Genomic DNA, 24,821 nt, shown 5'->3' with positions numbered 1-24,821 from the left:
GTCAGCCGTCAGCCGGAGAAGGCGTAACCGACGAAGTCGGTGACCGGGACGTATCCGATGCGTCGGTAGAGGGCGTTGCTGGTCGCGTTGGCCGGGTTGGTGAACAGCACGACCTCCTTCGCGCCCGCGGCCAGCGCGGCCCTGCTCACCTCGACCGTCACGGCACCCGCGTAGCCGCGCCCCCTGAAGCCGGCCGGGGTGTAGACGGGGTCCACCCGGACCTGGCCGCCGACCAGCGGGTTCGCGCCCGCCATGGAGACGGGCGTGCCGTCCGGGGTCTCCCAGAAGGTGTAGCGCTTCTCGGCGAAGCGTGTGCCGGCCCAGGACTCGGCGGTCATGGAGACGGCTTCCCCGACGTCCGCGGCGAACTCACGGCACCAGCGCATCACTTGCTCGTGTTCCCGCTCGCCCACCGGTCGGCCCCGGCCCGCCGGGACCGGCTCCGGCGGGGTGAGCGTGCCGAGCCGATGCAGACGGCCCCACCAGTCGCGTACGGGCGCCGCGCCACCCCTGTGCCGCCGCCACGCCTCCGCGAGAGCGGTGGCGGTGTCCTGGTCCGCGGTGACGCCCGAAACGCGGTGTCCGAGGCCGGTCAGACGGGGGACGAGGGTGTCGGCCTGGTCGGGGGCGAGCGCCGTGACGGTCAGGCGGCCGCGCGCGGTGCGGTACAGGATGGCCCGGACCTCGCCCCCTGACTCCAGCCGGCCGAAGACGGTGGTTCCGCCGCCGTGTGTGCCCGCGCCCTGTGCCCGCATTTTCGCGAGCGTCGTCAGGGGCGTGTTGTGCATGACGGGGCGCGAGCACAGGAAGTCTCCCGCTCGGGCGAGGAAGTCGTCGATGTCTTCGGTGAAGTACCAGTCGTCGAGGCCCATGGTTCATGATCTCCGACCGCCTCTCCGCCGGGAAGTACGGGCCCGGGACGACGACTCCGCCCTGACCGGTGTCACAGGGTGTGGTGCAGCCAGCGCTGAAGCACCTCGTTGACGTCCGCCGGAAGCGCGCTGATCTGGTCGATGACCGCACGGTCCTCGGGCATCGGCGGAATGCCGGCGGCGGTGAGGGTCGCGTGCAGGGCCAGGCGCCGCTCGTCCTGCGGGTCGATGGTGAAGCCGAGGCGGTGGACGGGGTTGGGGGGCGGCAGAAGGAAGTCGCCGTCGTCGAGGGGCTGTGCCTGGGCCGGCACGGTGGTGTCACGGGGGTGTACGGCATAGGGGTCGGCGAACGCGCAGGAACCGAGGCTCTCACTGCTCCAGGGGGTCATCTCTGTCTCCTCACCGATGTGTTGTGAATCACTTGTCCAGATCTCCGTGAGGGCCCCTTCGGTTGCGTTCGCGGCCGAACGTCACGCTGACGGCGTCATCGGCGGGTGATCACCTCGTACGACGGGCAGATGTCCGCCGCCGCTTCGAGGCACCGCGGTCACCGGCCGCGGAGTCGGCCTCGCCCGCCGGACCAGCGCACGGCGGCGGCTCCCGCGAAGTCGCCTGCGTGGGCGAACCCGCCCAGCACCACGAGGTCACCGTCCTTCACCCGGCCCGAGGTGATCGCGTGGTCCAGGGTGACCGGGATGGCCGCTCCGAAGAGGTTGCCGTACTGGTCGAAGGTGTTCAGATGCCGTTCGGCGGGCAGTTGCAGCGCCTCCGTCCAGTTGCGCAGGAAGGTGCGGTTCGGCTGATTGGTGACGAGGACGTCGATGTCCGCGGTCGCAACCCGAAGCCGTCGGCACAGGTCCGTGATCACCTCCGGGACCAGACGGTTGCCGCGTGCGAGAACCTTGGCGACGCTCGCGTCGGTGAACCCGATCCGCAGCTGGGACTCCCCCGGTTCCCAGTACTTGCGACCGTCGTCGAGAGCCAAGGTCATGTCGCCGGCGTGATCGCCGATGTGCCGGGTCTCCACGTCGAGGACCGGGGCGCCGGCTGACGTCGTCACCCATCCCACTCCGCAGCCGTCGCCCGGGATCGCGGCCTGCGCGAGCCGGCGTACCTCGGACTGGGTGAAGCACTGGCCGGCGGCGCTCTGCGCGTTGCAGATCAGCGCGGTCCGAGCGTCGGTGGTGGTGAGGATCTGCCGGGCCAGCTTCAACATGTACACGAAGGAGGCGCAGCCCGCGTTGGCCACGTCGACGAGCCACTCCGGGTTCAGGCCCAGTCGGCGCGCCACTTCGGTGCCCGCGCCGACGAACGGCAGATCCGGCAGCTGACTGTGCACCAGCAGTACGTCGACGCCACGGATCTCGTCCCTGCCGTGCCGTTCGATCAGGGGCTGTACGGCGCGTTCGATCATGTCCGTGTTGGTCTCGTCCGCGGCTACGTGGTGCCGTGACCGCGGGACCTTGAACATGGGGTGGCCGCGGAGCTTGTCCTCCGCTCCCGGGTACTCGGTGTAGTACCGCGCCGGGACCGGATCGCCCGGAAGGTAGCCCGCCACGTCGGTGAGGCTGACCGTGGTCACCGGACCACCGCCCTCGCGGGCTCCACGCTGACCGGCTGACCGTTGCGGTGACGATGTTCCAGGATCGCCTTGAGGTTGTTCATCTCCACGGTGTGCCCCGCGTAGAACAGGTCCCAGTAGTCGCCCACCCAGGGCCGGCCGGCGCGGGGAGCGAGGCCGGGGTGCGGGTTCGTGTCGTAGTAGGGATGACGGCAGTTGGTCCAGGTGATCACCGACCCCGGCTTGTCGAGCACGAGCGAGGCCGGTACGACGCGCATCAGGTAGATCATCCACAGCTTGTCGCCCTGGTCCCACGAGCAGTGGTAATCCACGGTCATGGCCTCGGGGTTGGCGACCACCTTGCAGTAGATCCTGGTGTCGTCCTCGAGCCGGTCACGCCCGACCCACAGTCCGGGCGTGCCGGAGGGAGCGAAGTCCCGCAGGCTGCAGGTCCACTCCTCCAGGTGATGGCCCTGGCGGAGGTAGTCGTAGGTCAGTTCCGGCGGGCAGTCGACGTACTCGTGGATGGTGCAGTACTGCCCGTAGACCTGATGGTGGGGGTAGACGGAGTGTGTCAACTCCACGCAATGGGCGGCCAGTTCGTCCTTGCCCGGGTTCTCGATCCGCATCAGGCCCGGGATGTCAGCCGGCGCGGACGGCTCGTCGCTCATCTGCATTCTCCTTGTTGTCGGTGTGTTCGGCACGGTCGGCGTCGCCGGTGGCTTCGGCGAAGGGCTGGAAAGGCAGGAACGGAGGGATCTCCTTCGGGTCGCAGTCCAGCGCCACGAAGGCAGGGCCGACGCCCGTGTTTCCGCGCAGCAGCGCCTCACGCAGGTGCGCCGCGCTCTCGGCACCGGTGACGTCGAGGGACGGGAACGCGGCGGCCACCCCGGCGGCGATGTCGGTCCGGCCGAACACGTCGTCGTCGCGGACGCCGCCCTGGAGGAACTCCTCGCGCAGCGCGCACATGGCGTGGGCGTTGTTGTTGAAGACGACGAAGGTGACGGGCGCGGAGTGCTCCACGGCGGTGTGCACTTCCGCCCCGTGCATGAAGAAGGCCCCGTCGCCGGCGAGGACGTAGGTGCGTCGCCCGGTGGCGAGCGCGGCGCCGATGCCCGCGCCGAAGGTGTAGCCCATGCCTCCCATGCCGAGCGCCACCACGAAACGGCCGTGGCGCGGAGCCGGGAGGAGATGAACCGCGCTGGCACCGGTGTTGCCGGCGTCCACGAAGACGTGCGCGTCCTCGGGCAGCGCCGCCTCCACCGCGGCGAGGGCCTGGGCGTACGGGACGATCCGCCCGGGACCGGCCGGAGCGTCCGGGCCCGCCACGGGGGTGGGGACCGGACCGGGGTGCCGGGGGCAGGCACGTGGGCCTGACACGATCCGCCCGGTCACGGCGCGCAGCGCCTCCCGCAGATCCCCGACCAGCGCCGTACCCGCCACGAACGGCTTCTCGGAGTCCAGGCATACGACGTCGGTGGCGGCCAGCGCCCGCTCCAGGCCGCCGCGCGCCAGGAGCGGCAGCCTGGTGCCGACCAGCAGGCACACGTCGGCCCGCCGCAGACAGTGTTCGACGTTGGCATGGCCCATCACCCCGGCCACCCCCGCGAACCGTGGATCACGGTTGTCGAAGACGTCCTTGGCGTCCGGGGTGACCGCGACCCACGCCCCGAGGTTCCGGGCCAGCCGGGACAGTTCCGCACGTGCGTCCGCCGCGGCGACGCCCTCACCGGCGATGACCAGGACGGTGTCCGCACCGCGAAGGATGTCCGACACCTCGGCCAGAGCGGCCTTGTCGAGCTGTGCTCCCCCTGCCGGCAGGGCCCCTGTCGGTATGACCCCTGTCGGCGCCGGACCGTGGCCGACGGGCAGACGCATCCGGGCCTGCTGCACGTCCTTGGGCAGCAGCAGCACCGCCGGACCGCACGGCTCGGTCCGCGCCGCCGCCATCGCCCGCGGCAACAGCTCGACGAGCGAGTCCGCGTCCTGGACCCGGGCACAGAAGCGGGAGATCGGGGTGAAGACCTCGCCCGCGTCGAAGGAGTCCCCCTTGCCGCTGGTGTCCTGGAATGCGCCTTGGCCCTCCTGGGCCGTCGGCGGCTGGCCCACCAGGGCGAGCAGCGGCACCCGGGAGGCGTACGCCTCCGCGAGGCCCGGTACCAGGTTCATCGCGCCACCGCCCGAGGTGGCGGCGACAACCCCGAGACGCCTGGTGGTTCGGGCGTATCCATCGGCCATGGTGACGGCCGAGAACTCGTGCTTGGCGACCACACCGCGGACGGTTCCGCCTCGGTGCACGGCGTCGTACAGGTCCTCGATGTTCGCGCCGCCGACACCGAACATGTGGGTGACTCCGGCCCTGGCGAGCTCGCCGGCCAGGTAGTCGGCCATCCGTACCGTGCCGGCTTCGGGTCCGTCCGCCGCGGTGGTCATACGGGGCTCCCGTCCCTCTCGTGGCGCCGGTCGACGAGGCCGGACGACGTGATGACCTGGAAGCGGTGCCGGTACTCCTTCGGGGTGAGTCCCAGGGTTCGCCCGAAGGAACGGAAGAAGGTCTCGGGGGCGCCGAATCCACAGCGGCCGGCTATCTGACCGATCGGCAGATCGGTCGTCTCCAGCAGCTCGCGGGCTCGGGCTATCCGTGTGCGCTGGACGTACTGGCCGGGAGTCGTGCCCACCTCGCGGCGGAAGACCCGGGCGAAGTTGCGCGGACTCATGTTGGCCCGCTCGGCCATCTCGGCCACGGGTAACGGGTTGTGGAGGTTCTCCAGAATCCACTCCTGCGCCGTCCGGATCGGCGGATGGTCGGCCAACTGGGCGTCCAGCATCGCGCTGAACTGGGACTGGCCTCCGTGCCGCTTGAGGAACAGCACCAGAAACCGTGCCGTCTCCAAGGCGAGTGCCGCCCCGTGATCGGCCTCCACCAGGGCCAGCGCCATGTCGATCCCGGTCGACACGCCCGCCGAGGTGACGAAAGGGCCGTCCCAGACGAAGATCGGCTCGGCGTCCACGGTCACCGCCGGATAGCGGCGGGCCATCGTCTCGCTGTACGCCCAGTGCGTGGTGGCGCGTCTGCCGTCCAACAGGCCCGCCTCGGCCAGCAGAAAGGATCCGCCACATACGGAGGCGACCCTGCGCGACCGGGCCGCCGCGGCGCCGATCCACGAGACCAGTGCCTGATCCCGAAGCGCCTCGCCGACACTCCACCCCCCTGGCACGAGGAGCGTGTCGACGGATCCTTGTCCCGCCTCCAGCGGCTGGGCCCCCACGCTCACGCCTGAACTCGTACGCACCAGTGGCGCGTCGGCGGAGACCAGCTCGATCCGATAGGGGACGGCCCCCGGATCGAGGAGCCTGTTGGCGATGTCTAACACTTCAATCGGTCCGGTGATGTCCAGCGCCATGGCACCCGCGTACACCACCACAACAACACGTCGCTCTGACACGGTCACAGCCTGTATCGGATCTCCGACTGACTGCAATGACAGATAACTGACGCATCCGGCCAACAGGCTTTCACCCGAGGGGAGTTACGGGCTGCTGACCAGGTACTTCGCATACGGCCGACGGCCATGGCGGGTGAGGTAACTCACAGGCGGTCGGACGGGCGGGGCATAGCGGGAGGAGACCGGAGTCGCCATGGACCGCTCTAGGGGAGGCGGGCCATCAAGTGGGCGTCGAGGAAGCCACGTTCGGAGGCCGGGTCGTGGAGAAGCCGGGCGACCGTGACGAGCCCGGCCCCGACCAGCAGCTCGGCGAACCGGTCAACCGGCCAGCTGTAGGCGGGCGTTACTTTGTGATCGAAGCGGACCGGCTCGGTCCCCTCGGTCGCGAAGAACGAGACCATGAGCAGGCCCCCTGGCGCCAGGACACGCACCTGTTCGGCCAGCAGCGCGGGCAATTCCTCAGGCGGGGTATGGATCATCGAGTAGTGGGCCAACACCCCGCCGAGCGCGCGGTCCTCGACGGGCAGAGCCTCCATTCGCGCCTGGTCGAACCGCAGGGCGGGATGGGACTTCCGGGCGTGGTCGACCATGGCCGGGGACAGGTCGATCCCGAAGGCGTCCAGACCCAAGTCGTGCAGCATGGCCGTCAGATGTCCTGGACCGCACCCGACATCGGCTGCCCGCAGGTTCCCCGTCTCGCGCACCAGCTCGGCGAAGGTACCGAGCATGGCCCGCGTGAACGGCCGTGTCTCCAGCCGATCGGCGAACATCGACGCATAGAGCTCGACGATCCCGTCGTAGGCCGTCCTGGTCTCGTCCTGGTGTTCCGTCTGGTGTTCCGTCACGGGCAAGAAGCTAACACCCGTGCCGTACAAGGCCGTTCAGCCTTTGTGGTGGTGGCGCGGCGCGCTCGTCAGTCGAGGTCCGCCTGCCAGAGGTCCGGGCCGAACACCTCGTACTGGATGTCCTGCGGTGCGACGCCCCGTCCGAGGAGCGCGCTCCGCAGCGGTTGCATGAACACCAGCGGCCCGCACATGTAGTACACCGCGTTGTCCGGCAGATCGACGTGGGAGAGGTCCATCAGCCCGTCGAAGACGCCCTTGACCGGCTCGTTGGTCTGCGCGCCCTTCTCGTACCAGAGGTACATCTCGGCGTTCCGCAGTTCGAGTACATCGCTGACCACCTGGCGACGCAGCGCGAACGACGCCTCGTCGAGGTCGGCGTGCAGCACGGTGATCGGCAGCCGGGACTCGGCCTCGACGAGGTGGGAGAGCATTCCGGCCATGGGGGTGATCCCGATGCCCGCCGTGGCGAACACCACCGGCCGTCCCGAGTCGTCGAGCACGACATCGCCGTAGGGCAGCGACAGGGTGAGGACGTCACCCACGTCGACCGTGTCGTGCAGGAGAGCGGACACCTCTCCCTCGGGCTCGCCGTTGCCGCGTACCCGCTTGACCGAGAACTGGCGGTGTTCGCCGTCGTCGGCCCGGGTCAGGCTGTACTGGCGAGGCTGGCGCACGCCGTCGGGCATGTCGATCAGCACGGTGACGTACTGGCCGGGGAGCGAGGTCGTCACGAGGCGGTCGTCGACCCGCTTGACGACGAAAGTCACGACGTCCGGGGTCTCCTTGATCTTCTTCTCGACCTCCCATTTGCGCCAAACCGTCTCGGGTGTGACCCCCCGCGCGCTGTAGAGACCGCGTTCCTGGTTGATCAGGGCGTTCGCCATCAGCCAGTAGACCTCGTCCCAGGCCGCGGCCACCTCCGGGGTGACCGCGTCGCCCAGTACGTCGACGATCGCCCACATCAGGTTGTCGTGGACGGTCTGATACTGGTCCGGACGGATCCCGAGAGACGCGTGCTTGTGCGCGATGCGCTTCAGCAGGTGTTCGGGGGTGCGCTGCGGAGTGCTCACCAGGCCGCCGGCGAACGCCGCCACGGATCCGGCGAGCGCCTGCTGCTGTTCTCCGTGCGCCTGGTTCCCGCGGTTGAAGACCCCGTCCAAAAGCTCGGGATGGTTGGCGAACATGTGACGGTAGAAGCGTCGGGCGATCTCACCGATGTGCTCCCCGACGACGGGCAACGTGGCCGTGATGACGGGTCGGGACGTGTTCGAAAGCATGATGTGCATCTCCAGCGCAGGCGAAGTGCGGGGCAGACATCGGGCAACCACGGAATCGCTCGTACGGCGGTCGGAGCCGGGGCGGGGCCGACTGACCCGCGCGCATACCGCGGCCGTCCTCGGAGACCGGATCCCCGGGACGCGCGGCGCCGCGCCCGCCCTCCACGCTAGAAGGGCACCGCCTACTTCGCACTCCCTGTGCCTGCATTGGTGGACTTCCCACGGACGGCCGGATGACGTGGAGTCCGATGCGCCCGTCCGGCGATCGGTGACGGCGCACTCCGCGCTCGCTGCGCCGCAGCGCGCACGACGCTGCTGTCACGGCAAGGTGGCAGCCAACTCGCCGACCGGACATACGTCGTGGCACGCGCCGGACCGGCCGCCCCGGCACCACCACACCGGCGGGCCGGCCGCGTCCGTCGCACCCGGGTACCAGTCGGCAGAGGTGCCGGCCGGACGGGGATGCATTCCGGTCTTGTGTTCCCGGCAGACCGGCCAGACCTGCCACAGGAGCTCCATGACGGTCGCCTGTGCCGCGTCGGCGACCACGCTCAGGACCGTCATGGCGTCGTCCGGCTCCGGAGGATCGCCGTCCTCCAGGTCGGTCGCGTTCACCGCGTTGCCGTGCCAGCGGCCGTCGGGCAGCGCCACATGGATCTGCTCCCCGTCGGCCGCTTCCCCGGGCGCGGCCTCCCAGGACGGGTCGAGCATCAGCACCAGCGCTTCCTGACCCGGCAGGGTCGCCGTCAGGTCGCGATTGACCACGGCGAGTGCCGCCTCCGCCTTCGGCCACTGCCCGGGTTCGGGCCGCCGAGACTGCGGCCGGTCCTGCCCGCCCTGTTGCGGGCTGATGATGTGCGACGAGAAGTAGTTCACCAGGTCATCGTTCCAGCCGTGGCGGGCGAGGGACTTCGCCCTTGTCGCCCGTGGGGCCGACGGGTCCCGCTTTGGGACCCGTGGGCTCCAGATAGAGAGCTGCCAAGCGGGGCAGTCGGCGAGTCAGTTCGCTGTGGTCGCCGAAGTCGAAGTTCCAGGTGGGGTCCAGCTCCGGGTACCGGATGGTGAACGCGTCGTCAGGAAGATGCTTGCCGGTCGCACTGATGTGTGCGTTCCAGACGATGCTCAGCGCCTCCTCGCATTCGAGATCGTGTCCGTCGCCCGCTGAGGCTCGCACGACGGCCAGTTCTGCCAGGGCATCCGGGTCAGCGACTACGCGTTCGAAGGCGTCGCGTCCCTGCGCGATCAACCAGCCACGGAAGTAGTCGAAGCCGTCGTCGGAGCATCCACCGTTGATCACGTAGGCAGCGGCCCACAAAGGGTTCGTGTAGGAGTCTGCCATCAGGCCCCACAGCACCTGCTGAGCGGCGACGATCTCCTCGGCCGGGTACGTGGCGAGCTGCGAGGTTGCCCGGCGGGCGACATCCTCGCCGTCATTCGGGTTGGACGCCTGATTGCGGGCTGCCTCGATGAGCTGCCAGAACTGCTCTCGGTTCATGGCGGCAGAGCATGCCATCTGGTACTGACATCGGTCCGGTCCCGGGAGCTTGGTCCGACAAGTCGCCCTCGGTCGCCCCGCTCCACCGGACGCTCGCGGAAGCCGAGGAGGCTGGGCACGTTGTTAACGTGATGGCATGGGACGTCGTCGGCATCGGCACTTGGTCATGGGCTCCGAGCGATTCCGGTGGTGGGTCAGCCACCGCCATGTGCTGGATTCGGACCCCGGCGGTGCGGTCGGACACTCATGCCAGGAGGTTCTCGTGATCGCATGTGAGGGCACTCCGGGCGTGATCCGCGTCGTCTTCGACTCGGGTCCCGATCGCGTGGTGGGCGGCGGTGGTTGGGGAGCTCACGAGGGTGGCGTCAGCCGCGTACACGGCGGATATCTCAATCTCCACCGGCCCGCGACCGTGCGGGCGTTGATCGAGGAGGCTCTGGCGGACGGCCAGCGCTTCGGGCACGCCGGCCAAGTCGACGGGTGGCGGTTCTTCGATGCCGTGGCCGCGCGTGTGCCGCCGGAACGCCGGGAAGCACCGAGCGAGCAGCTGGTGGAGTAATTGCCTTCGGGCTGAGCGGGCATCCGGAGGTGCAACTGACTTCGGTCTGAGACTCGGCCGGCTCGCCTGCCTGCCGGTCGGTCGGTAGACGCCGGCAGCGCACCTCGGTCCGGGTGAGGCGCACCTGTGCGTCCGATGGTTCGGCTCAGCTCCGTCCCGAACCGAGACCTCGGACCTACTCCAAGTCCCGCCCCAGGCACACGCGATACGGCCCGCACACCGCGTCGTCCCGAAGCACGCGGACCACGTCGGGTGCACAGGCTGACGGTAGTAAAAATCGCCGGCCTCGACGTGCAGGTGCCGACCTGCCCCGAGTGGACACTGTTCGATCTGGTGCAGCATCTGGGCCAGGTGCACCGGCGCTGGGCCACCATCCGAGGGACGCTCCTGGCGCCTGTCGCTCTCCGCCGACGGCGTACGGCTCACACACCTCCCCCGTCCCGGCGCACCGTCCACCGACCCTGCCGACGAGGCCCCGGATCAGGTCCACGTCTCCGCCCGAGGCACGGCCGGCGAGCTGGTCCTCGTCCTGTACGGCCGCGTTCCGGTGGACTCCGTGAAGGTCGACGGTGAAAGCCGCGTCCTGGACCTGCTCAAGGACTGGGACCCGAACGAGTAGAACGACAGGTTCCGGTCCGAGGGCGACCTCCGGGCCGGACACACCCGGCCATCAACACCCGGACCTCTGCCTCTGCCTCTGCCTCTGCCTCTGCCTCTGCCTCTGCCTCTGCCACCGAAAACGGGCCATATTGGCGATCCACTCCGTACAACGGGCGGATCTTCGGACAACCAGGCCTACGATTGTGTGCCGGTTGACGAGCCGTACCATCTGTTGAGGCCCCGACGCACCGGGACGAGGTACGGGAACGGCCGGAACGACTGGCCAACTGGGTTGCCCCCGTGGTCGGTCCCGGCCTCCTCGCGAGGCCGCGGAGCGAAGAGCCGCACGTGTCCGCCGGGGCAGGCCACGACGCGAAAGGCAGCGACATGGTGCAGTGGCACGGGACCAACTTCACCGTGGACGGACACGAGCCGACCAGTTCCGAGGAGTACTACCGGATCGGCCTGCACTGCTGGAACAGCGGGCAGCACCCCGGCGCGGAGGTCTACTTCCTGGAAACCGCGGCGTCCACCGGACACAGCGCCGCGATCGAGCTGCTGGGGCACATCGACTACACGCAGGGGCGGTACGCGAGCGCGGTGCCACGGCTGCGGCACAGCAGCGGTTCACCGCGAGCGGCCTTCTACCTCGCCTCGCTCTATCACCACGGCTGCCCTCAAGCGGGCATCGTCGAGTCGCTGGACGAGGCGGCCCGCTGGTATCGCACCTCGGCCGAACTGGGCGAGCCCGAAGCGATGCTCGTACTGGGCGACCTGTACCTGGAGCGGCTGATTCCGGCCACCCGGACCCCGGCGGAACACGCACTGGAGCAGTTCCTCGCGGCCGCCGCACGCAACCACCCCTACGCCCAGTACCGCGCCGCGGAGATCTACCGCACGCTCTACCAGGACAACGAGCGAGCCGCCGTGATGTACCAGTCCTGTGTGGACAACCCGATGACCGAGCGCCACGCCCTGGGGTCGATGATGACGCTTCAGAGCCAGGCGCACCTGCGGGAGATATCTGCCTTCAGGGCAGCCCGCCGGTTGCAGCAGCGGCGTGACACCGTCAATCCCGCGCAGCGCCGAGGCGACTTCTACTGAACCTGGACGGGCCGCTGACCCTGGGCCGGTCTACTGCCCCTGGGCAGTGCGCCGTGCTCCTCGATCAGCGAACGGCCAGGACCCACAGAAAGACGGCCAGCGCCCGCACCAGGTGTTCCGTTTCCTCGGTCTGCTCCAGCAGCGCGCCCGGTACGTGGGACAGTTCCCAGGCCACTTCCCAGGCAGCTCGGTCCGAGGGCTCACGCGGCGCCTCGGCCGCCCAGAGCCGCCCGGTCTCCTCGGTGTCGGCCTTCAGCCTGGCGCACGCGTCGGCCGTGGTGCCGAGGACCGTCACCAGTGGGCTCGCGTCGTCCCGCCCGGCGCCGAGCAGAGTGTCGGCGGCGGCGGTCAGCATGTCGGCCGTGGCGGTCAGGCGTGATGCCCGCTCCAGCCAACTCGGTGCCGGGTGCCCGGAAGCGGCGGCTGGGCGGGCCGGCTGTTCCAGGCCATGGCCGATGCGTGCGCCGGTGGACCGTTCGTGGTCCGTTGGCTTCCATGTCCCCCGCTCCCGCAGATCGTCGGCCCGGCCCATGGCCTGGCGGGCCTGCCTGAGAGGCGTCGGCCAGTCGCCGAGATCCCAGTCCGGCGTCGCCCGCGACTCCCGTACGCGGTAGCCGAGGGTCAGTCGCACCCCGGCAGGGCGCGGGCGTGGAAGGCCGGCCTCGACGTGCGCCTGGAGTACGTGTCTGATTCCGGCCACCGATGCCGCGCTGCCGACTCCGATTCCGGCGGTGCGGGCAGCCTCGGGCATGGGACCGGTGTCCAAGGGCTCGGCTCCCGGGGCGCAGTAGCGCAGGGCGTCGGCCAGGAGGACCTGGTCGACCAGGATCCCCCGGTCGCAGGCCGCTCGCCACAGCAGCAGACCGAGCGTGTCGTGCCTGGTGCTCCCCCACGGCCACTTCACCCGCGCACCGGGGTCCGTGGAGAACCGCGGGGACATCCGTGGTCCCAGGCCGCCGTCGCGCTCGTCGTACCAGGCGACCAGCAGGTGCGCCTGGTGACGGGCGCGCTCCCACGCCCCGCAGTTGTAGGCGACCCGGTGCCCCGGCTCCCACTCGTTCCTGTCCACGGCGCGAACCGTACCGGGCCCGGCCTGCGCGGGACGTCCGGGAGGCATCCGGGAGGCATCCGGGAGGCATCCGGGAGGCAGCATCCGGCATCGCGCGCGGGCTTCGTCTAACGTGGATGGCGCCTGCGCGACTCCCCGGTTCCGCTGCGGGACGAGCGCGGATTCTCGATGAGGGAGCCGTTCATGACTGACAGCATCTGGGGCTACCACCCGGCCGCCGGGCACGTCACGGGCACGGATCTGGTCGGGTTCAAGGTCGAGGCCGTCGACGGCGCCATCGGCAAGGTCGACAAGCATGCGGACGACGTCGACTCCGCGTATCTCGTGGTCGACATCGGCGTATGGATCTTCGGCAGGCATGTCCTGCTGCCCGCGGGCACGGTGAGGCGGGTCGACCGGGACGAGCGGAAGATCTACGTCTCGCTCACTCAGGAGCAGATCAGGGAATCCCCCGAGTTCGACCGGGTCAAGCACGTCGGCGATGTCGACTACCACGAACTGGTCGGCGGCTACTACCAGAGCCACCGCGCCTGACCCACCGTCGCGCCGGTGGGCCAGGGGCGCCGGCGGTCCGGTCGCTGACGAGCGTCTCGGACCCACCGTCGCGCCGGTGGGCCAGGGGCCGAGTCTCCCGCGTGCCGCCGACGCTCAGCCCTGAGCCAGCTCCGCCACGGGCTGCCACTTCTCCCAGGACGCCAGGCGCTTCTCGTAGTCCGCCTTCGCGATGCCCAGCGGCGCCGAACCGAAGAAGCAGCGCAGCGGCGGCTCCTCCGCGTCCACGATCTCCAGCACGGCCGCGGCGGACGCGCGCGGGTCGCCCGGGGTGCCGACGCGCTTGCGCCGCTGTTCCTGTACTTCCTTGTGGAACTCGGCATACGCCGGCGACTGCTCGGACGTGCTCGACGAAGAACCGGCCCAGTCGGTCGCGAACCCGCCGGGCTCGATCAGCGTGACCTTGATGCCGAACGGCGCCACTTCCTGCGCCAGCGCCTGGCTCATTCCCTCGAGCGCCCATTTCGAGGCGTGATAGATGCCGACCAGCGGGAAGGCGCTGATCCCGCCGATGGAGGAAACCTGCAGAATGTGGCCGCTGCCCTGCTCGCGCAGGAAGGGCAGTGCCGCCTGGGTGACCCACAGGGCCCCGAAGAGATTGGTCTCCAACTGCGCGCGAGCCTCGGCTTCGGTGATCTCCTCGATCATCCCGAAGTGTCCGTAGCCGGCGTTGTTGACCACCACGTCGAGCCGTCCGAACCGCTCGTGCGCCAGCCGCACGGCGGCGAAATCGGCGTCGCGGTCCGTCACGTCGAGCTGAAGCGGCAGCAGCCGCTCTCCGTAGGTCTCCCGAAGATCGCCCAGCGTGGACAGGTCGCGCGCCGTCGCGGCCACCGAGTCGCCGCGCTCCAGCGCGGCGATCGCCCACTCCCGCCCGAAGCCGCGGGAGGCGCCGGTGATGAACCAGATCTTCTGTGTCATGGAGTGCTCCTCGTGGAACGTGTCGTCCGCTCGGTCACCACGTCGCCGCGGTGCCACTCCTGCCACCCAACACCTTCGAGTGCGCTCCAGCGCAAATCCGGCTTCCGGGCGCGCCCCGGCTCCGGCTCCGGCCCCCGCTCCGGTGGGGCCGGAGCGGTCACACCTGTACGAGTTGCGGTTCCGGCTGCTGCACGGGCGCGGTCTGCGGATTCCACAGTCTGGTGGTCCACAGATATCCGTAGATCACGGACGCCATCGCCAGGAGGAGGGCCGGTCCGAACACCCAGGGATACCTGGCCATCTCCACCGGCAGATAGCGGTACGACACCACGAGCACGGTGAACACCACGGAGCCGTAGGCGACCAGCGTGACTCCCGCCCGGTCCCATCCTCGGGCGAAAGCGCGCATGGTCGCCTCGACCGTGAGCGCGAACACCACACCGGCGACGAGATCCGCGCCGTAGTGGTACCCGAATCCGAGCGTCGCCGTGAGCGTGCCGATCAGCCAGAACGTGCCCGCGTTGCGCAGGAGCCGCGAGCCCTCGCGGGTGTGGATGAAGAGCGTGGTGGCCCAGGCCGTGTGGAGGCTGGGCATGCAGTTGCGCGGGGTGATCTCGTCGAACGGAAACGCCTGCGGGGCACCGGTCGACAGCGGGGTCTGCGGCCACAGGTTGGCCGCCGCCCACTGCCCGCCTTCGGCGCCGTAGGCGAACACCGGCCCGACCACGGGGAAGATCATGTAGACGATGGGCCCGACCAGGCCTATGGCCAGGAAGGTACGCACCAGATGATGGGCCGGGAAGCGGTGCTCCCGCGCCACGTTGCGCAGTTGGTAGAGCGCGAAGACGGCCGCGGCGAGCGGGAGCTGGCCGTAGACGAGATGGAGGGCGTGGTAGCCGATGGGGCCGGTGGCCTCGACGAACCGGCCCATGACCCAGGACGGGTCGCCCAGCGCGTGATCGGCCGTGGCCACGTACGCGTCGAGCACGGACGGACGGGTCTCCGATGTGATCATCAGCCAGGTGTCGCCCGTCTTGTGACCGGCCACCAGGAGCAGGCCCAGTCCGACGCCCTTCAGGAGCAGGACGCGCTCCTTGCCCGTTCGACGGGTGACGGCGATGAACGCATAGCCCAGAATCACCCACAATGCGCCGTTGCCGAACATCATCTTGACATCGGCCACCCAACGAACAAGGAAGAAAACGACGTCGATACCGGCCGCGATTCCCAGCGAGACGAACCGCTGCCGCCAAGGGAGGACGACCATCATCAACGCCAGGCCGGCGTACAGCAGAGGTCCTGAGGTGGGAGTGAATATCACCTCCCTGGCCTGGCTGGTGATCGGGCCCGGCATGCCGTAGTGACGGGCGACGATCTCCATCGCGACGAGGAAGCCGAAGGTCACGACCCCCGCGATGGCCCACAGAATCACCCGTGGCCGACGCCGCTCATCCAATTCAATTGTGTCGTTTATTCGTGAAATTACTCGGGATGCTATAGATATCAACTGTTCGGCCGATTTGTTTAGGTATTGGTCATCTGACTCACCCTTCGCGCTAGACAGCGTGTTCTTCTAGTGAAGGACGGACGATCAGGGCAATCGTCGTGAGTTCGATCATGCTATGGGCGTTACAGGCGGGTTTCAAGGGTCACAGCAGGTGCAAAGGTCGGCGGATCCTGCGCCTGACGAACTGCCGAGGCGACCGAAAGCTGCCACTCTGTCTGTAAATCGCCCTTCGATGCACAGGGGCTTTTCATGGCGCGGACAGACAGGAGACCCATCGCGGGACCGAGGCCGTGGAGCGGCTCATGACCCGCTCCACGGCCTCCGGCGGCCATTACGGAGAAGATCTGTTCGAGCCGGAACACCCGCAGGAGGCCGAGCGTATCGACGCGGCGGCACTGGTCTACGACCCTGTCACCACAAGCCGTCTGCGCGCGCTGGGCTCCGGATCGGGCGGCCGCTGCCTGGAGGTGGGAGCCGGGACCGGGACCGTGGTCCGCTGGCTGCTGGAGAAGGCGGGAGCCGCCGAGGTGGTCGCGCTGGACCGGGACACCGGCGGCTTGGAAACCCTCGCGGGCCCGCGTGTGCAATTGGTCACCGCCGATCTCCGGGACGAGAACCTGGACCTGGGCGGCTTCGACCTCATCCATGCCCGGTTCGTGCTCATGCACCTGCCCGAACGCCGTCAACTCGTCTCCCGTCTCGCCCGATGGCTGAACCCGGGCGGCTGGCTGGTACTCGGCGATGCCGTGGAGGTGCCGAATCCACTCGACTCCTCGTCTGCCTACCGGCGGACCATGGACGCCATGTGGCAGGCCCTGCGGACGACCATCGGCACCGACACCTCCGACATCCCGGCCTATCCCCACTTCCTGAGAGAGGAAGGGCTCCAGAACGTCGGCGGTGAACTGCACTGCCCACCGCTGGTCGCGGACAGCCCGCTGGCTCGCTTCTGGTCCGAGACCTGGAACCGGATGCGCCCCGCCCTCGAGGAAACCGGACGCGTCGACTCCGCCGCCATCGACGAGGCGGTGGCCTACCTGGCCTCACCCCGGCTCGCCGAACTCGGACCCGGCATGATGATCGCCTGGGGGCAGCGGCCCTGAGCCCGGCCAGGGCCTCGCGCGAGCGTCGGTCCTCCTCACGTCTGCCGGGACGGCTCGTACACCTCGGCGGCGAGGCCGAACGTCCACGCCACCCCCTCACGAGCCGTACGCGTCGTCGGCGGGACGCGCAGCCAGTACGTCCGGTTCGTACCGTCCGGCTCGGGGGTCGAGTTCACCACCTCCACCATGACCACGTCCTCGTCCCCGACCAGCTCGACCCGCCACAGCACACCCGTCTCGTCGCGGTGCACGGGAACGGCCCCCGACTCGTCCAGGTACCGGTCGTAGCCGTAGTACTCCAGCATCACCCGGCGCAGTTCGGCGTTCTCCTCATCACGTATCCGCTCGGGCGTCAGCGCGGTGAGTTCGTCGAGGAAGGTGCGGGGGACCGGCATCCCGCGCCATGCGTACAGCTCGAAGCCGTCCGCGTAGCGCAGCGCCGGGCCGTCCCCCCGGTCCAGGCGACCGGCTTCGTCGCGGTGCAGACTCAACGGCCGCTCGCTGATGACCGCCGCCTTCTCGTACGGCCACCACCAGCCGGCGTCGCGCGCCACCGCCGCGATCCCGGCCAGCGCGCTCGCCCCGTCGGGATCGAAGGCGCACAGCCATGCCGCGTCATGCTGACCCAGCGTCGCGTCCAGGAGCAGCAACCGCACCCGGCTCTCCTCGTCCCGGTCGGCGACGAGGTCCTCGACGATGCCCGCACGCACCCGGTCGGCCAGAGTGCGGACCGATTCCCACAGGGCCGCCCCCGTGGCCCGCCAGTGTCCGCTCCACCCCTCGGGTCCCAGCCGTTCGTGCGCTCGCGCGCGTTCCGCCGCCCAGGGTCCGGCGACGACGGCACTGCGGACGCTGGGGCCGGTGTCCCCGAGGACCGCGCCGTCGACGGGCGCCGTACCCATGAGCACGCGTACGGCCTCATGCGGTGACCGCGCCCAGACGATGCGCTCGGGCTCGTCCAGCCCCGCGTTTCGATAGGCGAGCCTGACACCCTCCTCGGCCGCCGCCCGGTCACCCGCCCCCGTCCGGGTCGCGGTGGCACGCCAACTGCCCTGTTCCATCACACCGTTCCTCTCCGATTGCCTCCGTGCCCGAGCGGCACGGCACCCGCGACGCCACCCGGTCCCGCCGTCGAACGCCCCGTCCACGCCCCCGGTGCGCACCGCTCCGCGCCCCCGGGGCCGGGACCACGGGCAAACCCGTCAGTCGGCGACGATCCGCACCGAGCCCGGCACGTACTCACGCTGGCGGATCACCCGGTACCAGCCCTTGTGGAGCGGGATCGCCCCGTGCTCCTCGTGCACGACCCGCGCCCCGTCGGGAACGTGCAGGAGCATCGGGCCGAACACCCCGCCGTCCCGTATCAGCCGCCCCGGACCGACCACTGCGTGGGCGTGCCCGGTGACTTCGCCGAGGGCCAGCACGAGTCGTCCGCGGCCGTCGCGGGGTTCGGACGCCGCGTCGAGGGCGTGGTCCGGCACCGCTTTCTCGTCCAACGGCACGATCAGCACGTCTCCTTGGCGGAACATGGGTCTCCCTCCCGGCACGGCACGGGATGTGCCATGGGAAAAACCGTAGAGGCGACCACTGACAATCGGCCTCCGGACCTGGCGCGCACCCTTGGTGACCAGGCGTCATGTCCTCGAAGTCAGGGTCGCCGGACTCCGGTCGGACCGCTCGGGGCCGTACGGCCACCGACCGTTCCCCCGCGTCCCGTCCACAGGTGCCGACCCGGCTCGCCGCGATGTCAGTGGGGCTTGGTAGAACTCGTCTGTCTGGGTGCGGACGGCTCGCTCCGGACTCTCCGCCACGACCGTCGATCCACCGCAATGAGCACGAAGGAGCGGGCGCGCATGACCATCAACAGGCACCTCGAGGAGTTCCACGGCCTGCCGGCCTTCACCTTCCCGGACGCCGACGACAAGTCGCCCCGGGCCACCTCGCTTCCCTCGCCCGAATCCGTCGCCTGGCGCATCGCCGTGGACGCCTACGAGAGCGAGGAGGCGTGGGAGGACGCCTTCGCGCGTTTCCTGGCCGCCGTGGACACACAGCAAGTGCGGGCGCTGATCGTCGGCGCGTGGAGCGATGTCTACGACTCGTCTCCCCATGCGGTGATCGAAGCGCTGGTCGCCGCGCGTGACCGGCTGCCCGCGCTGCGGGCCCTGTTCCTCGGCGACATCGTGATGGAGGAGTGCGAGATCTCCTGGATCGTCCAGGGTGACGTGTCGCCCCTTCTGGAAGCCTTCCCCTCCCTGGTCGAATTCGGCGTCCGCGGCGGCAACGGCCTGGTCTTCCCCGCGGTCCGACACGAGCGGTTGCGCACGCTGACCGTCGAGAGCGGCGGTCTGCCAGCCGAAGCGGTGCGCGGCATCGCCGCCTGCGACCTGCCCTCCCTGGTGGGACTCGACCTGTGGCTCGGCACCTCCGAGTACGGCGGCGACGCCGATGTCGCCGACCTGGAGCCGTTCTTCGCGGGCACCCGGCTGCCCAGCCTGACCCGTCTCGCTCTGCGCAACAGCGAGATCCAGGACGCCATCTGCACGGCGCTCGCCTCGGCCCCCGTCGTGGCGCGCCTCACGCACCTCGACGTCTCCATGGGCGTACTCACCGACGACGGTGCCACGGCCCTGCTGTCGGGCCAGCCGCTGACCCATCTCAAGGTGCTCGACCTGCACCACAACTACCTCGGCGCAGGCGTACGGACGCGCCTGCTGGAGACGCTGGAGCCCGCCGGTGTCGCGGTCGACGCCGACCGGGACGACGCGGACTCCGACGAGGAGGAGGACGGCACGGTCTGGCGTTTCGTCGCGGTCGGCGAGTAGCCGCGGCCGGTATCGGAAGAAGGAACGAGGAGGCGGGATGGGCGGGTTTCGGCCGAACGGCGTACCGGTGAAGTGGGCGGTCGTCGCCAACGGGGAGAACCGCCGGGTGGCTCTGTTCAGGACAGCGGCCGAGGAGGCGGGCTGCGGCACGCCCCGCGTGGTCGAGTGGCGGGACGTGCTGCGGGACGGCGGGCACGACTTCGCGGACGACGAGGTCGTGCGGCTGGACTCCCCCGGCGAGAACGCCGAGGTGGACCGGCTGTTGCGCGGCATCGACGAGCCGACCAGGGTGGAGGGTTCAGCGCGCTGGTACGCGGGTTTCCTGGACGGTGTGGGTTCGCTGCGCGGGGGCCGGCGGCTCGACGACCCGGCTGATCTGGCCGTGCTCTTCGACAAGAGGCTGTGCCACGCCCGTCTCTACGCGGCGGGTGTGCCGGTGCCGCAGTCCCCCACGTCCGGAACCCTGCGTGCCGTGGAGGGTTGGAGCGACGTCCGCGATCTCTTGGCGGAGGCCGCGCTGCGGCGGGTCTTCGTCAAGCTCGCGCACGGTTCGTCCGCGTCGGGTGTGCTGGCCGTCGAGACGACCGCCTCCGGCCGGATCCGGGCCACCACCTCGGTCGAACGCACGGCGGCCGGCGACCTGCACAACTCCCTGCGGATCCGCCGCTACACGGACGAGGCGCAGATCGCCGCGATCGTGGACACGCTCGCGCCGGACGGACTGCACATCGAGCGCTGGCTGCCGAAGGCCTCGCTCGGCAGCAGGTCGGCCGACCTGCGTGTCGTGGTCGTGGCCGGGCGCGCGACCCACGCCGTGGTGCGTACGAGCCGCTCACCTCTGACCAATCTGCATCTGGGCGGGGCGCGCGGCGATCTCGCGGCCGTCCGCGCGCTGGCCGGTGACCGGTGGGCGGAGGCCCTCTCCATCTGCGAACGGGCCGCCGCCTGCTTCCCCGGCACCCTGTGCGTGGGCGTCGATCTGCTGCCCGCCGTCGGCTGGCGCCGGTTCGCGGTCGGGGAGGTCAATGCCTTCGGTGACCTGCTCCCCCGCCTGACCGGCCTGCCGGGCAGCGGCGCGGAAGGCCTCGACACGTACGCCGCCCAGGTCGCGGCGATCCGCTCCCTCTCCCCCGAACACTTCCCCGTACGACCGGCGCCCCCGCTCGACACACCTGCCAGGACACCACATGCATCAGCCTGATCCCGACCGCACACCGGCCATGCCGCCTTCCGCCCCGGAACCGGCCGGGACGCCGGACATGAACGAAGTGGTGGGCCGGGACGACCTGCTCCTGCTCACCCTCGACACCCTGCGCCACGACGTGGCCGTCGAACTCGCGGCGGCCGGCCGTCTGCCGAACCTGACCGCGCATCTGCCCGGCGGCACCTGGGAGCGGCGCCACGCGCCCGGGAACTTCACCTACGCCTCCCACCAGGCCATGTTCGCGGGCTTCCTGCCCACCCCTGCGGCACCGGGACCGCACCCGCGGCTGTTCGCGGCACGGTTCGCGGGCAGCGAGACGACGGCGGACCGCACGTTCGTCTTCGACACCCCGGACCTCGTGTCCGGCCTCGCCGCGCACGGCTATCGCACGGTGTGCATCGGGGGCGTCGGCTTCTTCAACAAGCAGGGCGCACTGGGCGGCGTACTGCCCGGACTCTTCCAGGAGAGCCACTGGGAGCCGGAGTTCGGAGTGGCCTCGCCCACCTCTTTCGAGGCCCAGGTCGCACGGGCGGAGAAGGTCGTGGCCGAACTTCCCGCGGAGCAGCGGCTGTTCCTGTTCCTGAACGCGTCGGCGCTGCACCAGCCGAACTGGTTCCACCTGCCCGGTGCCACCCGCGAGACCGGGGACAGCCGGGTCACCCACGCAGCGGCCCTCGAGTACATCGACGCTCATGTCGGACGGCTCTTCAGCGCGATGAGCTCACGCCGGCGCTGCTTCGCCATCGTCTGCTCCGATCACGGCACCGCCTACGGGGACGACGGCTACACCGGCCACCGTCTCGGTCACGACTGCGTGTGGACCGTGCCCTACAGCCACTTCTTCCTGGAGCCGACCGTATGACGCTCGCCCTCGCCGCCCCGACCGGCGTGCCACGCCCGTACCAGAGCTACACCTACGCCTATCCGCACAAGACCGCCTACCGGCCCCTCGCCCCGCGCCCCGCGCTGAAGGACCTGTGGACGGGCGAGTCCCGGCGGTCGCTGTCGCTGTATCTGCACATCCCGTTCTGCGAAATCCGCTGCGGCTTCTGCAACCTGTTCACCCGGATCGGCGCTCCCGGTGACCTGACGGGACGCTATCTGGACGCCGTGCGGCGCCAGGCCGCCGCGATGCGCGAGGCACTCGGCGACGAGGAGACGCCCCGTTTCGCCAACGCCGCGTTCGGGGGCGGCACGCCGACGTTCCTGGAGGCTTCCGAGCTGGAGCGGCTGTGTGACATCGCCGAGCAGGAGATGGGCGCGGATCTCCGCGCGATCCCGCTGTCCGTGGAGGCCTCGCCGTCCACGGCCACGGCCGAGCGGCTGGCCGTGCTGGTGGAGCGGGGCACCACACGTCTCAGCCTCGGGGTGCAGAGCTTCGTCGAGGAGGAGTCCCGTGCCGCCGTACGGCCGCAGCGGCGCTCCGAGGTGGAGGCGGCGCTCGGACGGATCCGCGAGGCGGCCGTCCCGGTCCTCAACATCGACCTGATCTACGGCATCGACGGTCAGACCGCGGCCAGCTGGCGCCACTCTCTGGACGCGGCCCTGGCCTGGCGGCCCGAGGAGATCTACCTGTACCCCCTCTACATCCGTCCCCTCACCGGCCTCGGCCGGCACACCGACGCGCGGACGGCCGACCTGGACTGGGACGAACAGCGGCTGCGCCGGTGCCGGGAGGGCCGCGACCACCTGCTGGCACACGGCTACGAGCAGGTGTCGATGCGCATGTTCCGGCGCGCGGACGCCCCACCGCAGGGACCGGACGACTACGCCTGCCAGACCGACGGCATGATCGGCCTCGGCTGCGGTGCCCGTTCGTACACCTCCACGCTGCACTACTCCTTCGACTACGCGGTGTCGATGCGGGAGATCCGCGGCATCATCGACGACTACACCGCCACCGAGGACTTCTCGCACGCGCTGCACGGCCGCCGTGTCGACGAGGACGAGGCACGGCGCCGGCATCTGCTCCAGTCCCTCCTCCAGGCCGAGGGCCTGCCCGTAGCGGACTACCGGCAGCGCTTCGGATCGGATCCGTACGACGACTTCCGGTCCGAGATCGGCACACTCGCCGCACGGGGATGGCTCGCGGACCGGGACGAGGACCGGCTGCGTCTCTCGGCGGAAGGACTCGCCCACTCGGACGCGATAGGCCCCGAGTTCTTCTCCCCGGCCGTTCGGGACGCCATGGCCGCCTACGAGACGAAGTGAGGCTCCGGTGGACCTGACGATCCTGTACCGCGGCCCGCTCGCCTCCTGCGACTACGACTGTCCGTACTGTCCGTTCGCGAAGCGCCGCGACACCCCCGCACAACTGCGGGCCGACCGCGCGGCGCTGGAACGGTTCACCGCGTGGGCGGGCGAGCAGCGCGAGGACCGGCTGTCGGTGCTGTTCACCCCGTGGGGCGAGGGGCTGGTCCGCTCCTGGTACCGCCGCGCCCTCGTGGAACTGTCGCACCAGCCTCACATCAGGCGTGTGGCCATCCAGACGAACCTCAGTTGCCGCACCGACTGGCTGGAGGCGGCGGACCGGGAGACGGTGGCGTTGTGGTGCACCTACCACCCGGGGCAGACGCCGCACGAGCGGTTCGTCGCCAAGACCCGGCGGCTCGGTGAGCTGGGCGTCCGTTTCAGTGTCGGCGTCGTCGGTCTGCCCGAGCACGCGGAACCCGCGCGCAGACTGCGCGCGGAACTCCCGGAGCACGTGTACCTGTGGGTGAACGCCGCCGAAGGACACACCTATACGGACGGACAGGCAGCCGAGTGGACCGCGCTCGACCCGCTCTTCCCCTTCAGCCGCCACCCGCACCGGTCGGCCGGCCTGCCCTGCCGCACCGGCGAGTCGGTCATCTCGGTGGACGGCGACGGGAAGGTGAGCCGCTGCCACTTCGTCCGGACCGAACTGGGACGGCTGTACGACGGCTCCTTCCGTGCGGCGCTCGCCCCGCGCCCCTGCCCCCTGACCGCGTGCGACTGCCACATCGGCTACGTGCACCTGGAGACTCTGCCGTTGTACGACGTCTTCGCGGGCGGCGTCCTGGAACGCGTGCCGCGGGCGCTGCCGGACCGGGACCGGGTGCTGCTTCCGGTCCTCCCCGCGACCGGCTCGCTCTGAGAGCCGGGCTCGCGGTGGCGGTCGTCCGGTCCGGTTGGTGTCAGCCGTCGCGCCTTCGGGCGACGTAGACGGTGTTGGCGGCGGTCCCGCCTTGAAGCGGATTGTCGAAGTCCACGACGTGTGCCGCGGTGTCCGTGAAGACCTCCGCGAGCACCGAGCCGAACTCCTGGTCCGGCGGGTCGTTCGACCACAGTGCGAACACGCCGCCGGGTTGGAGCAGTTCGGCCAGTGCGGTCAGACCGGTCCGGGTGTAGAGGACGGCGTGGTCGGGGTGCAGCACATGGCGGGGCGAGTGGTCGACGTCCAGGAGGATCGCGTGGAAACGGCGGCCGGGGGTGTCGGGGTCAAGGCCTCGCGGCTCGCCGGTGGTCATGGCGAAGAAGTCTCCACGCACCAGCCGGCACCGGGGGTCGGACGCCAGGCCCGCGCCCAGGGGTACGAGCCCGCGCCGGTGCCAGTCGATCACTTCGGCCAGGGTGTCGACGACGATCAGCGAGCGTACGCGCGGATCGTCCAGGGCCGTCCTGGCCGTGTACCCGAGGCCGAGTCCGCCCACCACGACGTCGAGCGGGGCCTCGGGCAGTTCCGCCAGACCGATCCGGGTCAGCTCGACCTCCCCCGTGGTGAAGAGGCTGGACATCAGGTACTCGTCGCCGAGCTTCACCTCGTACACGTCGTCGCCCGACAGCGGATCCCTCCGGCGGCGCAGGCTGATCTCGCCCATGGGCGTCGGCCGCCAGTCGATCTCCTCGAAGCGTGCGCTCATCCG

At 70.1% G+C, this 24,821-nt stretch carries 26 protein-coding genes and 1 pseudogene; 11 read left to right on the top strand and 16 right to left on the bottom strand.

The window, feature by feature from the left end:
• Window positions 1-8: 8 nt before the first annotated feature.
• From OG485_RS40090 to OG485_RS40045, 10 genes are all read right to left on the bottom strand, one after another.
• Complete coding sequence (locus OG485_RS40090; RefSeq protein ID WP_328673668.1) at window positions 9-872, bottom strand: GNAT family N-acetyltransferase; 864 nt, start codon at window positions 870-872, stop codon at window positions 9-11.
• A gap of 71 nt (window positions 873-943) precedes the next feature.
• Entirely contained in the window at window positions 944-1,261 is a 318-nt protein-coding gene (locus OG485_RS40085) for a hypothetical protein (protein WP_328673666.1), read from the bottom strand.
• 158 nt (window positions 1,262-1,419) lie between these two features.
• Window positions 1,420-2,454 carry a 3-oxoacyl-ACP synthase III family protein gene (locus OG485_RS40080; RefSeq protein ID WP_328673664.1) on the bottom strand — a complete coding sequence of 345 codons (1,035 nt, stop codon included), beginning with the start codon at window positions 2,452-2,454 and terminating at the stop codon, window positions 1,420-1,422.
• Window positions 2,451-3,104, bottom strand: a complete 654-nt coding sequence (locus OG485_RS40075; RefSeq protein ID WP_328673662.1) for an SRPBCC family protein — start codon at window positions 3,102-3,104, stop codon at window positions 2,451-2,453. Before OG485_RS40075 ends, OG485_RS40080 begins: the two co-directional genes overlap by 4 nt.
• Window positions 3,076-4,866 carry a thiamine pyrophosphate-binding protein gene (locus OG485_RS40070; RefSeq protein WP_328673660.1) on the bottom strand — a complete coding sequence of 597 codons (1,791 nt, stop codon included), beginning with the start codon at window positions 4,864-4,866 and terminating at the stop codon, window positions 3,076-3,078. Before OG485_RS40070 ends, OG485_RS40075 begins: the two co-directional genes overlap by 29 nt.
• Window positions 4,863-5,879: a GlxA family transcriptional regulator gene (locus OG485_RS40065; RefSeq protein WP_328673659.1), complete on the bottom strand. Its 1,017-nt coding sequence runs from the start codon at window positions 5,877-5,879 to the stop codon at window positions 4,863-4,865. The genes OG485_RS40070 and OG485_RS40065 overlap by 4 nt, the downstream gene beginning before the upstream one ends.
• A 203-nt stretch (window positions 5,880-6,082) precedes the next feature.
• Entirely contained in the window at window positions 6,083-6,724 is a 642-nt protein-coding gene (locus OG485_RS40060; RefSeq protein WP_443048869.1) for a class I SAM-dependent methyltransferase, read from the bottom strand.
• A gap of 68 nt (window positions 6,725-6,792) precedes the next feature.
• Window positions 6,793-8,001 carry a globin domain-containing protein gene (locus OG485_RS40055; protein WP_328673654.1) on the bottom strand — a complete coding sequence of 403 codons (1,209 nt, stop codon included), beginning with the start codon at window positions 7,999-8,001 and terminating at the stop codon, window positions 6,793-6,795.
• 318 nt (window positions 8,002-8,319) lie between these two features.
• Window positions 8,320-8,877, bottom strand: coding sequence for a hypothetical protein (locus tag OG485_RS40050; protein WP_328673653.1), 558 nt, complete (start codon window positions 8,875-8,877; stop codon window positions 8,320-8,322).
• A 4-nt stretch (window positions 8,878-8,881) separates the two neighbouring features.
• Window positions 8,882-9,496, bottom strand: a complete 615-nt coding sequence (locus tag OG485_RS40045) for a DUF4240 domain-containing protein (RefSeq protein WP_328673651.1) — start codon at window positions 9,494-9,496, stop codon at window positions 8,882-8,884.
• Between the two features lie 262 nt (window positions 9,497-9,758).
• On the opposite strand from OG485_RS40045, the gene OG485_RS40040 reads away from it, so the two are divergent.
• The 4 genes and pseudogenes from OG485_RS40040 (at window position 9,759) to OG485_RS40025 (ending at window position 11,759) form a co-directional block, all read left to right on the top strand.
• Window positions 9,759-10,055: a hypothetical protein gene (locus OG485_RS40040; protein ID WP_328673649.1), complete on the top strand. Its 297-nt coding sequence runs from the start codon at window positions 9,759-9,761 to the stop codon at window positions 10,053-10,055.
• 135 nt (window positions 10,056-10,190) lie between these two features.
• Window positions 10,191-10,442 (top strand): annotated as a pseudogene (locus OG485_RS40035) (maleylpyruvate isomerase N-terminal domain-containing protein); the annotation flags it as partial.
• Window positions 10,384-10,674, top strand: a complete 291-nt coding sequence (locus OG485_RS40030) for a hypothetical protein (protein WP_328674831.1) — start codon at window positions 10,384-10,386, stop codon at window positions 10,672-10,674. The pseudogene OG485_RS40035 and the gene OG485_RS40030, both read left to right, overlap by 59 nt.
• A gap of 329 nt (window positions 10,675-11,003) precedes the next feature.
• Window positions 11,004-11,759 (top strand): tetratricopeptide repeat protein, encoded by a 756-nt coding sequence (locus OG485_RS40025; protein WP_328673647.1) that lies wholly within the window; start codon window positions 11,004-11,006, stop codon window positions 11,757-11,759.
• Window positions 11,760-11,823: 64 nt separating this feature from the next.
• Here the strand turns inward: OG485_RS40025 and OG485_RS40020 are convergent, their stop codons facing one another.
• Entirely contained in the window at window positions 11,824-12,828 is a 1,005-nt protein-coding gene (locus OG485_RS40020) for a hypothetical protein (protein WP_328673645.1), read from the bottom strand.
• 183 nt (window positions 12,829-13,011) lie between these two features.
• On the opposite strand from OG485_RS40020, the gene OG485_RS40015 reads away from it, so the two are divergent.
• Window positions 13,012-13,362 (top strand): PRC-barrel domain containing protein, encoded by a 351-nt coding sequence (locus tag OG485_RS40015; protein WP_328673644.1) that lies wholly within the window; start codon window positions 13,012-13,014, stop codon window positions 13,360-13,362.
• Window positions 13,363-13,476: 114 nt separating this feature from the next.
• Here OG485_RS40015 and OG485_RS40010 read toward each other — a convergent pair whose 3' ends face one another.
• Both OG485_RS40010 and OG485_RS40005 read right to left on the bottom strand, forming a co-directional pair.
• On the bottom strand, window positions 13,477-14,301 hold the full coding sequence (locus OG485_RS40010; RefSeq protein ID WP_328673641.1) for an SDR family oxidoreductase: 825 nt from the start codon (window positions 14,299-14,301) through the stop codon (window positions 13,477-13,479).
• 157 nt (window positions 14,302-14,458) lie between these two features.
• On the bottom strand, window positions 14,459-15,730 hold the full coding sequence (locus OG485_RS40005) for a phosphatase PAP2 family protein (protein ID WP_328674830.1): 1,272 nt from the start codon (window positions 15,728-15,730) through the stop codon (window positions 14,459-14,461).
• 380 nt (window positions 15,731-16,110) lie between these two features.
• Between OG485_RS40005 and OG485_RS40000 the strand changes: the two genes are divergently transcribed.
• Window positions 16,111-16,911, top strand: a complete 801-nt coding sequence (locus tag OG485_RS40000; protein WP_328673639.1) for a class I SAM-dependent methyltransferase — start codon at window positions 16,111-16,113, stop codon at window positions 16,909-16,911.
• Between the two features lie 35 nt (window positions 16,912-16,946).
• Here the strand turns inward: OG485_RS40000 and OG485_RS39995 are convergent, their stop codons facing one another.
• Together OG485_RS39995 and OG485_RS39990 are read right to left on the bottom strand one after the other, a co-directional pair.
• On the bottom strand, window positions 16,947-17,975 hold the full coding sequence (locus OG485_RS39995) for a DUF6745 domain-containing protein (protein ID WP_443048868.1): 1,029 nt from the start codon (window positions 17,973-17,975) through the stop codon (window positions 16,947-16,949).
• Window positions 17,976-18,113: 138 nt separating this feature from the next.
• Window positions 18,114-18,440: a hypothetical protein gene (locus tag OG485_RS39990; RefSeq protein WP_328673636.1), complete on the bottom strand. Its 327-nt coding sequence runs from the start codon at window positions 18,438-18,440 to the stop codon at window positions 18,114-18,116.
• A 324-nt stretch (window positions 18,441-18,764) separates the two neighbouring features.
• On the opposite strand from OG485_RS39990, the gene OG485_RS39985 reads away from it, so the two are divergent.
• Genes OG485_RS39985 through OG485_RS39965 form a run of 5 tightly spaced genes read left to right on the top strand, consistent with a single transcriptional unit; the run spans window position 18,765 to window position 24,052 of the window.
• Complete coding sequence (locus OG485_RS39985; protein ID WP_328673634.1) at window positions 18,765-19,733, top strand: STM4015 family protein; 969 nt, start codon at window positions 18,765-18,767, stop codon at window positions 19,731-19,733.
• A 37-nt stretch (window positions 19,734-19,770) separates the two neighbouring features.
• Window positions 19,771-20,934 carry an STM4014 family protein gene (locus OG485_RS39980; protein ID WP_328673632.1) on the top strand — a complete coding sequence of 388 codons (1,164 nt, stop codon included), beginning with the start codon at window positions 19,771-19,773 and terminating at the stop codon, window positions 20,932-20,934.
• Window positions 20,935-20,992: 58 nt separating this feature from the next.
• Window positions 20,993-21,799 (top strand): STM4013/SEN3800 family hydrolase, encoded by an 807-nt coding sequence (locus OG485_RS39975; RefSeq protein ID WP_328674829.1) that lies wholly within the window; start codon window positions 20,993-20,995, stop codon window positions 21,797-21,799.
• Window positions 21,796-23,148, top strand: a complete 1,353-nt coding sequence (locus OG485_RS39970; protein WP_328673631.1) for an STM4012 family radical SAM protein — start codon at window positions 21,796-21,798, stop codon at window positions 23,146-23,148. Before OG485_RS39975 ends, OG485_RS39970 begins: the two co-directional genes overlap by 4 nt.
• A 7-nt stretch (window positions 23,149-23,155) precedes the next feature.
• Window positions 23,156-24,052, top strand: a complete 897-nt coding sequence (locus OG485_RS39965; protein ID WP_328673630.1) for an STM4011 family radical SAM protein — start codon at window positions 23,156-23,158, stop codon at window positions 24,050-24,052.
• A gap of 40 nt (window positions 24,053-24,092) precedes the next feature.
• Here OG485_RS39965 and OG485_RS39960 read toward each other — a convergent pair whose 3' ends face one another.
• Window positions 24,093-24,818 (bottom strand): spermidine synthase, encoded by a 726-nt coding sequence (locus OG485_RS39960; protein WP_328673629.1) that lies wholly within the window; start codon window positions 24,816-24,818, stop codon window positions 24,093-24,095.
• Window positions 24,819-24,821: the final 3 nt, after the last annotated feature.

The sequence above is a fragment of the Streptomyces sp. NBC_00328 genome (genome assembly GCF_036139655.1).
Lineage (GTDB): Bacteria > Actinomycetota > Actinomycetes > Streptomycetales > Streptomycetaceae > Streptomyces.
The sequence above is the reverse complement of the archived record's forward strand: the minus strand, read 5'-3'. Positions and strand labels throughout refer to the sequence as shown.